At 73.5% G+C, this 10,594-nt stretch carries 7 protein-coding genes; 2 read left to right on the top strand and 5 right to left on the bottom strand.

Going from position 1 to position 10,594, the window contains the following annotated elements; genetic code table 11:
- Positions 1-10 precede the first annotated feature (10 nt).
- The 4 genes from DKT68_RS15590 to DKT68_RS15605 all read right to left on the bottom strand — a co-directional run bounded on the left by DKT68_RS15590 (position 11) and on the right by DKT68_RS15605 (position 6,738).
- A complete protein-coding gene (locus DKT68_RS15590; RefSeq protein ID WP_109818130.1) occupies positions 11-580 on the bottom strand; it encodes an RNA polymerase sigma factor in 570 nt (189 codons plus the stop codon).
- 168 nt (positions 581-748) lie between these two features.
- Complete coding sequence (locus DKT68_RS15595; RefSeq protein WP_109818131.1) at positions 749-4,027, bottom strand: lamin tail domain-containing protein; 3,279 nt, start codon at positions 4,025-4,027, stop codon at positions 749-751.
- Positions 4,028-4,119: 92 nt separating this feature from the next.
- Positions 4,120-5,136: a GNAT family N-acetyltransferase gene (locus DKT68_RS15600; protein WP_109818132.1), complete on the bottom strand. Its 1,017-nt coding sequence runs from the start codon at positions 5,134-5,136 to the stop codon at positions 4,120-4,122.
- Between the two features lie 72 nt (positions 5,137-5,208).
- Positions 5,209-6,738 (bottom strand): lytic transglycosylase domain-containing protein, encoded by a 1,530-nt coding sequence (locus DKT68_RS15605; protein WP_236646915.1) that lies wholly within the window; start codon positions 6,736-6,738, stop codon positions 5,209-5,211.
- Positions 6,739-6,793: 55 nt separating this feature from the next.
- On the opposite strand from DKT68_RS15605, the gene DKT68_RS15610 reads away from it, so the two are divergent.
- Positions 6,794-7,006: an FmdB family zinc ribbon protein gene (locus DKT68_RS15610; RefSeq protein ID WP_109818133.1), complete on the top strand. Its 213-nt coding sequence runs from the start codon at positions 6,794-6,796 to the stop codon at positions 7,004-7,006.
- Positions 7,007-7,158: 152 nt separating this feature from the next.
- Positions 7,159-9,999, top strand: a complete 2,841-nt coding sequence (locus DKT68_RS15615; protein WP_109818134.1) for an ATP-binding protein — start codon at positions 7,159-7,161, stop codon at positions 9,997-9,999.
- Between the two features lie 109 nt (positions 10,000-10,108).
- Here the strand turns inward: DKT68_RS15615 and DKT68_RS15620 are convergent.
- On the bottom strand, positions 10,109-10,594 hold a 486-nt coding region (locus tag DKT68_RS15620; RefSeq protein ID WP_407940745.1), incomplete at its 5' end, for a phospholipase.

Raw genomic sequence — 10,594 nt, forward strand, 5'->3', positions numbered from 1 at the left:
ATCCCTCCGATCAGACGAGTGCGGATTCGGACTGCGCGAGCGCGAGGCGTACCGCACGGCGGGCCCGGTGCACACGGACCCGGGCGGCGACCGGGGAGATGCCGAGTGCTTCGGCGGCGTCCGCCACGGACAGGCCGTCGACGGCGACAAGTTCCAACAGGGCGCGGGTGCGCTCCGGTAGGCCGCTCAGCGCCTGATAGGTGCGGCGGGCCAGCGACTCGGCGTCGATGCGTTCCTCGATCCGGGCGATGTCGTCGGCGTCGAGCAGTCGTCGTCCCGCTATACGACCGCTGACCCGCAGGAGTCGGGTCGCCCGCCGGTGTTCGGCCGCGATGACGTTGCGGGCCACGCCGAAGAGCCAGCCCAACTCGCTGCCCCGCTCCGGCCGGTAACCGGCTGCGGAGTCGATCACCGCGAGGAACACCTCGGCGGTGAGGTCGGCGGCGGTGTGGGGATCGTCGACGCGACGAGCGACGAACCGGCCGATCGTCTCGACGTGCCGCCGGTAGAACCGCTCGAACGCCTCGGGGTCCGCGCCGAGGGCCGCTAGGTCATCCCCGCCCGGGCTCGGGATAGTCACAGGCCGTCCTCTCGTTGGCCGTCCTTACACCCCTTCATTGGCTCGGCGGCGGCGCGGTGTTACGTCCCGGGCAAGATCATGCTGAAACACGGATGTAGTGGCCTCCTGGTCGGCGGAGGCCACTACATCCTGGGTCGAGCGCGATCACGCGCGGCTGAGCGGAAACCCTCAGTCGTCGTTGGTGATCGTTCCGGTCGCGAGTGGATCGGCCAGCCGCAGGCCGGGCACGCCGGCCACCAGCAGCGTCAGCTTCTCGTCCGCCTCCCGCTTGCGGTCACCGCGCACCGTCACCGGGAACGCCACCGACGTCTGCCCGGCGGCCAACACCTTGCAGCCGGCGTACGGGTCGAAGTCCGAGTTGGCCTGCGCCGTGAGGCCGACGGTGGCGGCGCAGAGCAGCACCGGCTGGGACAGCGGCCGGGACACGGTGGCGGTGACGGTGAGCTGCCGGGTGCCCTGATCGCCCTCGACGACCTTCGCATCAGCGACGGTCAGCGACGCCCGGGACCGGAACCGGGCTACCTGCGGGTCGTGGTCACTGGACCCCCGCGACCCGTCGCCGCTGAACTCGGCCGGCCAGTCGGCATTGATGTGCGCCGCCCGCACCTGCACCAGGTCGCCGTAGAGCGCGTCGTTGACGAACAGGTGGTCGAGCGTCTGCGCCTGCCCCTCGAAGCTGTACGAATAGGCGGCGCTCGGCACGTCCGCGACCAGGTTGTCCCACAGGTTGTGCAGGCCGGCCTCGTAGAGCGGGGCCAACTGGTCCGACGGGGTGGGCTGGCTGCCGGTGGCGATCGGGTCGTCCGGGCGGGGGAAGACGTTCAGGTCCCCGCCGTAGACCACCCGGGCGTTCGAGTCGGCCGCCTCGATCGCGGTGACGATCGCCGCGCCGTACGCCGCCTGCTCCCGCCGCTGCCCGACCCGGCTGTCCGGACCGGAGGAGTAGTGGTTGCTGAGCGCGTACAGGGTGAACCGCTCGGACGAGCCGGGCGCCGCTGCCACGGTGAACCTGCCCAGCTGGGGAGCGCGGGTGAAGACGTTGTTGCCGTCCTTGCCGGTGGACGTGTCCACGTCCGCCGGCAGCACCGCGTTGAGCGCCTTCGGGTTCTGTACGTCGGCGTTGCCCGGCAGCCCCGGCGCCCGGTACTGGACGGTCGGCGCCGAGCCGAGCAGCGGGTCCGTGGCCGTCGCAGCGGCCAGCGAGAGCCGGTCGGTGCGGTAGAGGAACGCCGCGGTGATGCCGCGGGCGTCCGCGCCGGTCCGGTCGTACGCGGCCGCGTACGCCGGGCCGCCGGCCGCCGCCACCGCGAGCGCCAGCTCCTGGATGCTGTCCGGAGCGCCGTCGGCGTTGTCCGTGTCGCCGCAGGCCAACGTCGCCCCGGACACCGTGCAGATGTCCTGGTCCTCCGCCTCCTGCACCAGGATCAGGTCCGGCGCGTGCAGGTCCCTGGCGATCTGGTCGGCGAGCGAGGTCAGGTGCTCGCGGTAGTCCGCCTCGCTGGACGGCACGTAGTCGAAGGGCGGGCTGACCCCGGTGCAGCCGGCGTTACCGGCGAAGTCGCAGCCGTCGAACGGGTCGTCCCGGTAGTCGTACAGGTTCTCCACGTTGTAGGTGGCGACCGCCACCTCCTGCGACCGGTCCGCCGGCTTCGGGGGGTTGTTCTTCGACGGGTCGGCCCCGGCGTCGAACTCCGCCCGCTCGACCTGGACGCCGTACTTCTCGAACGAGTAGTAGACGCCGCCCACCGCGTCGCCGCGCAGCGTGTCGAAGGTGTGCGCCGGCGGGAGCAGCGCCGTGCTGTCCCCGGCGGTGGCCTTCACACCCATGCTGCCGAGCAGCACCCGCTGGCCGTTGCCGTCGTCAAAGCGGCGGGTCGGGTCGTTGTCGAGCGGGTGGGAGTCCCGGAAGACCCGTCGGGCGTACGGGTCGGCGCGGTCCAGCAGCGGGTCGTCCCGGTCGACCACCCACAGCTCGGCGTCGGCCGTGGACGAGAAGACGTCCCGGCCGCTCACCGCACCGCTGCCGGCGCGGACGCGCAGGCGGGCGCCCTCGTGCCGCTCCCAGAAGCGCTGCGCGTCGGTCAGCTCGGCCGGCGGCGCCGCGTCGGTCACCGCGACCGTGGTGTCCACGGCCAGGCCGGTCGCGATCCGCCGGACGAGCGAGGCGCCGGAGAGCTGGGTGAAGGTGAAGTACTCCGACACCCGGGCCCGGAGCACCACCTCGTCGCCGACCGTCGGCACGTAACCACCGATCAGCGAGGTGAAGGTGCCCATGAACACGAAGATGCCGTCGGAGCTGGTCGGGTCGCCGTCGGTGTCGCCGGTGCGGCTCTGCAGGAAGAACCCGTGCTGCTCCGCGCCGGCCGAGGTACGGGCCAGGGTGAGCTGGGTGATCACGCCCCGTACGTCGTACAGCGTGCTGCTGGTGCCGTTGCCGGTCGCCGGCGCGAGCGGTGACCGGTCGGCCGGGCCGGACTCGGCGTCGCTGGTCGGCCCCTGGACCTCGCCGACGGTCAGCTCCCGGGTCACCTGCACGACCAGCGCGCAGCTGGCGGTGCCACCGTCCGCGTCGGTCGCGGTGACCGTGACGGTGTACGCCCCGGCGGCGAGATCGGCGCTCGCGCCGACCGTGGCGCGCGCGGTGCCACCCACCCCGTCAGCCGGGGTGAGCGCGGCGCGGGTGATCGAACCGGTGGCCGGGGTCGGGCTGACCGCGCTCACCGCGAGGTCGACGATCGTGTCGTCGGTGTCGGTGGCGGTGACCTCGCGGGTCGCCGCCGTGCCCGCGGCGGTGACGAGCGGGCCGCCGCAGGTCAGCGTGGCCGGCGCGTCGACCGGGCCGCCGCCGTCGACGGTGTGCGAGCCGAGCCCGTCGAAGGTGTCGACCGGGAAGCCGGCCCACTGCGCCGCCGGGTCGAAGGCGTCCGACGGATCGGTGTCACCGGCGGTCACGGTGGGCAGCCGGCGCAGGGTGTTGTCCGCGGTGCTGGTGGCGCCGGCGCCCCACTCGGTGCCCGGATCGACACCCACCTGACCGATCGAGTCGAGCACCGTGGCGCCCCGGCGCAGCACGATCGCGTCGTCGCCGTTGAACAGACTCGCCCCGGTGGTCTGGTCGGCCTGCGCGAGGATGGCGGACCCGGCCGAGGCGCTCGCGAACACGAACGCGTCGCCAGCGGCCACCGTTCCGGTGAGCGCGACGGTGGTGGCCGTGGCGGAGCCGTTGAAGAAGAGCTGGAGCTGGTAGCCGCCGCCGGTGAGGTCGACGGCGGCGCCGGTGCCGTTGAACAACTCGATCGCCTTGTTGTTCGACGAACCCTCGACGTACTCCGAGATGAACAGGTCGGTGGGCGCGGCGCTGGCCGCGGTGGGTGCGACGCCGAGAGCCGTGACGGTCACGGCGACGGTGGCGGTCGCGAGCGCGGCGAATGTGCGGCGCGGGCGCATAGGGCCTCCACGATGGGCGGATGGGAGTCAACGCACGTTAAGGTGCCCGACTGTCCAGCGTCCATCCCCCATTGGGCACTTTCGTGAATTCCTCAGCGTGGCGGATCGACGCGGTGCACCAGCTCGGCGACATCGACGCTGTATTCGCACCAGTCCCGGTCGGGGCGGTAGCCCAGCTCCGCGTTGACCTTGAGCATCGCCTCGTTGGCCTGCGCGTTCCACGTCTGCACCTCGGCCAGCTCCGGCTCGGCGGAGCGCAGCTCCAGAAGCATCCGGGCCTTGATCGCGCGATCGATGCCGTAGCCCCGGTGGTCCTGCGCCACGATCGTGTCGTACTGGTCGGCCCGGGTCGGATGCTGTGCGGGCACCACCACCTCGGTCAGGCCGGCCACCTCGCCGCTCTGCTCGTGCCGGGCGAGCACGATGTACGGCTTCATGCCCCGCCGGTGGAGGGTGTCCAGGCTGTCCCGCAGCCGCTCCGGGTCGTAGGAGCTGGGGCGCAGCTCACCGTCGTCAACGTCGCGCACCTCGGCCTTGGCCCGCGCGTACGCCTCGATCAGGTCGTCCGGTGGCCCGCCGGGGAAGAACTCCAGCTGATAACCCGCCCCGATGCCGGTGGCCATCTGGGCCAGCTCGGCCCAGTCGACCGCGGCCAGGTCGAGCACGCTGCGCGTCTCCACGTACTCCCGGGTGAAGCCGAGCGACTCGTAGAACCCGATCGCGGGCGTGTCGCCGACCACCTCGACCCCGATCGACCGGAAGCCCTCCTGGTAGACCCGGCGCGCGGCACGCAACACCAGGTCACGACCGAGGCCGCCGCGCCGCACGGACGGGTGCACCAGCACCTCGAGCACGCCGATGTCACCGAGGAGCAGCACGTGGACCTGGCCGAGCACCGCGCCCGGGTCGCCGGGGTCGGTCGGCTCGGCCTGGGCGACCCAGGAGATCCGCCGCTCACCGGGCATCACCTCGGCGAGGTACTCCCGTAGGGAGTCCTCCCGCCACGGCGGGTCCTGTGGGAGATCGACGGCCAGGACCGCGTTCAGCGTGTCCAGCAGCGACGCGATCTCGGCGGACGACGCGGTCCTGGGGTCCCACTCGCGCACCATCACCCGTCTAGCTTGCCGCTAACAGCTGCCCGGCGGAAGTGTCCAGTCCTCTAATGTATGCAGACGATCACTTCACTGGCGGCTGGCCCGTCCGTACCGGTTTGCGGTGTCGTAGACGTCCTGGGCGTACCGGCGCACGTCGTTGTACGACAGGATGGCGTTCCACCAGTCGCCCGGAATGCTCAGGTTGCGGTTGTTCTTGCACAGGTAGTTTCCCGCCGCCAGGGCGGCGTCGTCCAGGTCGTGCGGGTCCTTGACGCCGTCGCTGTCCGCGTCGGCGCCGATCTCCTGCCACGTGGTCGGGATGAACTGCATCGGCCCGATCGCCCGGTCGAACGAGGTGTCCTGGTCGAGCGCCCCACGGTCGGTGTCGATGATCCGCATCCGGCCGTCCCGCCCGTCGAGTTGCAGGCCGATGATCTGCGGCAGCGCCTTGCCGTCCTGCCCCAACCGGGCCCCGTTGGCCGAGCCGTGCCCGGATTCGACCTGACCGATCGCGGCCAGCGTGGTCCAGCTCAGGGCACAACTGCGGTTGGTCTGGGCGAGCACGAGCTCGGCGTAGCCGTACGCCTGCATGGCGGCCGGCGGGACCCCGACCTTGGCGCCGACCTGCTGTGCCCAGCCGGCCAGGACGTCGGAGGGGCGACCACCGGCCACCGGCCCGTTCGGCAGCCCGCCGGTGGGGAGCGGGCCGGTCGGCAGTGGGCCGGTCGGGAGCGGACCGGTGGGCAGACCGGACGGCACCCCCGGGGGCGGAACGGCCACGGTCGGTGCGTCGCTGGCGTCGACCGCAACCTGCCGGGGCGCGCGGATGGCGGCGGGGACGAGCAGCGCACCCGTCGCGGCGGTCGCGGCCACCAGGGCGAGCAGGAAGATCCCGGGCAGCGTCAGTCGACCGCTGGGTCGGCGGGCCCAGGCGCGGGTCGCCCGGGCCGCGGTCACCGCCACCTGGCGCGGCGGCGGCAGGCGTACCGCGTGCGCGAACGGCACCCGTCGCCGCCGGCCCGGGTCCGATGTGGGCGCGGCGGCGGCGTCGCCGTCCACAGTGCTCGTCGCGGCGGCGTCCGAGGGGGTGGCCGGGCTCGACGCGGTCGGGTCGCCAGCGGGGGTGCCGGCCTTCTGGCCCCCGGCTGCCGGGTCTCCGGCCGGGACGTCGGCCTTGGTGGCTGCTGCCGGGTCTCCGGCCGGGACGTCGGCCTTTGTGGCTGCTGCCGGTTCTCCGGCCGGGACGTCGGCCTTGGTGGCTGCTGTCGGTTCTCCGGTCGGGACCTCGGCCTTGGTGGCTGCTGTCGGTTCTCCGGTCGGGACGTCGGCCTTGGTGGCGGCGGCCGGGGCCGCATCGGGCTCGGCGGTCGCGGGAACGGCGGGGACGGCGGGGACGGTCGGGCCGGCATCGGGGCCGGCGTTCCGGTCCGACCCGGTGGAGGGCACCGCCGGTCCACTGCTCGCGTCGGTGGCCCGGCCGCTCAGCCAGGGCCGGCGAGGGCGGGGCACGGCCCGCCGCGCCGGATCCGGCGCCGCGCCCGATCCCTCGAGCGGCCCGTCCAGCGGCGCGGCCGGTCGCAGCGGTTGCACACGCGTCTGGTCCTCGCCGTCCACCACTCGTCGAGTATCACCCATGCCCCGTTGGACGTCAGGTCCCCGTACCCTGGTTGCCATGCCCCGGTACGAGTTCCGCTGCCGCGCCTGCGGCGACACCTTCGAGGTCAACCGTCCAATGGCGGCGGCTGGCGAGCCCGCCACCTGCCCGCAGGGACACGCCGACACGGTCAAGCTGCTGTCCACGGTCGCGGTCACCGGCCGGGGTGCGGGCGGCGGCTCCGCCGCCCCCACCGGGGGCGGCTGCTGCGGTGGAGCCTGCGGCTGCTGAACTGAGCAATTCACGGCCGACTGGTGGGCCGCCCTTGCCGGGAACGGGTGTGAGTGGCACTTTGAGGCGGCACGTGCCCGGCCGTTCTCACGATGCGTGACCGTTCGGACTCAGGCAGCATGAACCCGACGTCACGGGCGGAGGTTCCACGCATGTCGCCACGGATCCAGCTCCCGAGCGGTTGGGTGACCTTCGTGTTCACCGATATCGAGGGCTCGACCCGGCTGGCCCAGCTGCTCGGCCCGGACTACCGCCCGGTGCTCGCCGAGCACCGGCGGCTGCTGCGCCGGACGTTGGCCGGCACCGGTGGCGCCGAGCTGCTGACCGAGGGCGACTCGTTCTTCCTGGCGTTCGACGACGCGGCGGCGGCGTTGACCGCGTGCCTGACCGCCCAGCGCGCGCTGTCGAGCCACGACTGGCCCACGGCGGAAGCCGCGCCCCGGGTGCGGATGGGCCTGCACACGGGCTACGCCGAGCCGCGCGACGGGGACTACGCCAGCCCGGAGGTGCACCGGGCGGCGCGGGTGGCCGCCGCCGCGCACGGCGGTCAGGTGCTGTGTTCGGCGTCCACCGCCCGACGGGCTGAACCGCTGCCCCCCGGCGCCACGCTGCTCGACCTGGGTCTGCACCGGCTCCGCGGCTTCGACGACCGGGAACGTCTGTTCCAGCTGGTCGCGCCCGGTCTGGAGCGGCAGTTCCCCCGGCCCCGCACCGCCGACGCGGTGGCCCACAACCTGCCGACCCAGGTGACCTCCTTCGTGGGCCGACAGGTCGAGCGGGCCGAGCTGGGCCGGTTGGTGCAGCAGCACCGTCTGGTGACCGTGGTGGGCGCGGGCGGCGCGGGCAAGACCCGGCTGGCCGTGGAGCTGGCCAGCGGGGTGGTCGAGGCGTACCCGGACGGGGTCTGGTTCGTCGACATCGCCGCGGTGACCGACCCGGGGCTGGTGGCGTTCGCCATGGCCGCGGTGCTCGGCCTGCGACCCGAACCGGGCCGCCCGATGCTGGACACCCTGGTCGAGTACGCCGCCGGCCGGCGGATGCTGGTCGTGCTGGACACCTGCGACACGCAGCCGGCCGCCTGCGCGGAGGTCATCGCTCGCCTGCTCTCCGGCGGGGGAGGCGTGCGGGTGCTGGCCACCAGCCGCGAGTCGTTCAACCTGCCCGGCGAGGTGGTGTGGCGGATCCCGCCGCTCTCGGTCGACCCGAGCGCGGACGGCGCGGAGAGCGACGCGGTGGCGCTGTTGCTGGACCGTACGGCGGCGGCGCGTGGTGGACGGCAGCCGGATCCGGCCGAGTCGACCGATCTGAGCCGCGTGGTGCAGCGGCTGGACGGACTGCCGCTCGCCATCGAGCTGGCCGCCGCCCGGTTGCGGGTGCTCTCCGTCGGGCAGCTCGCCGAGCGGCTGGACGACGTGCTCGGCACGCTGGACGCCGGCCGGGAGGATCCGGAGCCGCCGCCGGTGGAGCGGGGCTGGTCGGGCAACCAGCAGGACACGGTGGATCTGGTGGCCGCGGCGGCCGGGTCGTCGCCGCCCACTCCGGCGAGCAGGGCGGTGCACCGCTCCGCCACCGAACGGCACCTGACCATGCAGGCCACCGTCACGTGGTCGTACCGGACGTTGGGGCCCCGGGCCGCCCGGCTGCTGCGCTGGCTGGCGGTCTTCGCCGGGCCGGTGGACCTGGCGACCGTGGAGTGGCTGCTGGGGGACGACCCGCTGGATCCGCTCTCGGTGCTGGTGGACAAGTCGATGGTGCTGGCCGAGCCACGCGCGGCCGGCAGCACGTACCGGATGCTCGATCCGATCCGGGCGTACGCCGCGCGGCGGTTGGCCGAGGCGGGGGAGGAGCACGCCGCGCGGAACCGGCACGTTGCCTGGTGCGCGCACGCGCTGGAGCGGGCTCACCTGGGCCCGGACGGCCGGCCGGTGACCCTGTCGCTCTACGCCCTCGACCCGCTGGCCGGGGAGCTGCGGGCCGCGCTGCGGTGGTGCGCCACCGGCGGCAGCGCCCGTGCCGGCCTCGGCCTGGCCGGCGGCCTGGACCAGTGGTGGCGCGAACGCGGGCTGGCCCGGGAGGGGCGGCTCTGGCTGTTCCGGCTGTACGGGCGGATCGCCGAGACCGGGGAGCGGATCCCGGAGGCGGAGCTGGCGGCGGCGTACCACATGCACTCGCTGCACGCCGGCGCGGACGGCGAGTTCGCCGAGGAGCTGCGTTTCTCGCAGCGAGCGGAGGCGGCCGCCCGGCAGGCCGGCGACGCGGGGCTGCTGGCCCGGGTGCTCGCCGGGCGGGCGGCGCCGCTGGTCGACATGGGACAGTTCGTCGAGGCCGAGCGGGTGTGCCGGGAGGTCATCGACTGGGCGCACGGGCAGGACGTGGTCGGCGAGGCGCTGTTCGCGGTGTTCAGTCTGGCCGAGCTGCTGTGGCGGCGCGGCGCGCTGGAGGAGGCCGCGGAGCTGCTCGGCGCGGTCCGTCCGGTGGAGGCGGCCCGGCCGGTGGAGCGGGGCCGGCGCTCGGTCGACATGCTGCTCGGCATGGTCGCGTTGGCCCGGGGCGACGTGATCGCCGCGCACGAGCACCTGTTGGTGGCGCTGCGTTCCCGGATGGGCCACGGCTACCACGGTCGGGCGTGCGACACGCTGAACGCGATCGCGGTGCGCTGTGCGATCGGCGGGGACCGGTTGACGGCCGCCCGTCTGTTCGGGGCGGCGCAGGCGACGCGGGCCAGCATGCGATCCACGCCGGGCATCTACGGCGGCTACTGGGCCGACCAGCAGGCGGAGCTGCGGGGAGCGCTGGGCGACGCGGCCTTCGACGACGCGTACGGCGAGGGCGCGGAGCTGGGGCTGGACGAGGCGGCGGCGCTGGCGCTGGAGGTGGAGCACCCGGATCTGGCGGCGGATTCGACCCGGTTCAGCACCGGGCTGTCCCAGCCGGCGCCGCGTCGCCCCGCCGAACCGGACCGGCACCCGGCCACCCGGACCGAGCGTGCCTGACCTCGCTCCACCCCGCTCCCGGCCTTGTTGATCAAGAGGTTCGCGTCATCCGAGGGGACCCCGGTGACGCAAACCTCTTGATCAACGCGGCTGAGGGTGGGGGTGGGGGTTAGTTGGTGAGGGCGGCGCGGCGTTCGGCGTCGGCCTTCATGCGGGCGGCACGGTCGATGTCGGCCTGCTGCACGGCCGCCACCGAACCGAAGATGCTGACCGCCTGGTAGTAGGTCCAGGCCAGGCTGTAGCAGGCCGGCCGGACGACCGTGCTGTACGTGGCGCAGACCCGCTTCAGGTCCTCGTAGAAGGCGCTGTCCAGCCGGGACTTGTTGGCGGAGAACTGGCCGACCGACTTGTAGTTGCGGTAGCCGAAGTCGTGCCGGTAGCAGCCCAGGTTGAAGGTGAACCCGAGCGGGTTGTCGGGGCTGGACGAGCAGTAGTCGGTGGACCAGTCGAAGTTGTACTCGGCCCAGGGAGCCCGGTTGACCCGGGCGTTGTTCCAGGAGTTGTAGCTGGAGGCGCTGGTCTGGGTCCAGCTGGAGAGCACGGACAGTCGCTGTTGGGGGGTGACGGCGGCGGCGGGGGAGGCGATGGCGAGGGT

Source organism: Micromonospora acroterricola, from assembly GCF_003172955.1.
In the GTDB taxonomy this organism is placed as follows: domain Bacteria; phylum Actinomycetota; class Actinomycetes; order Mycobacteriales; family Micromonosporaceae; genus Micromonospora; species Micromonospora acroterricola.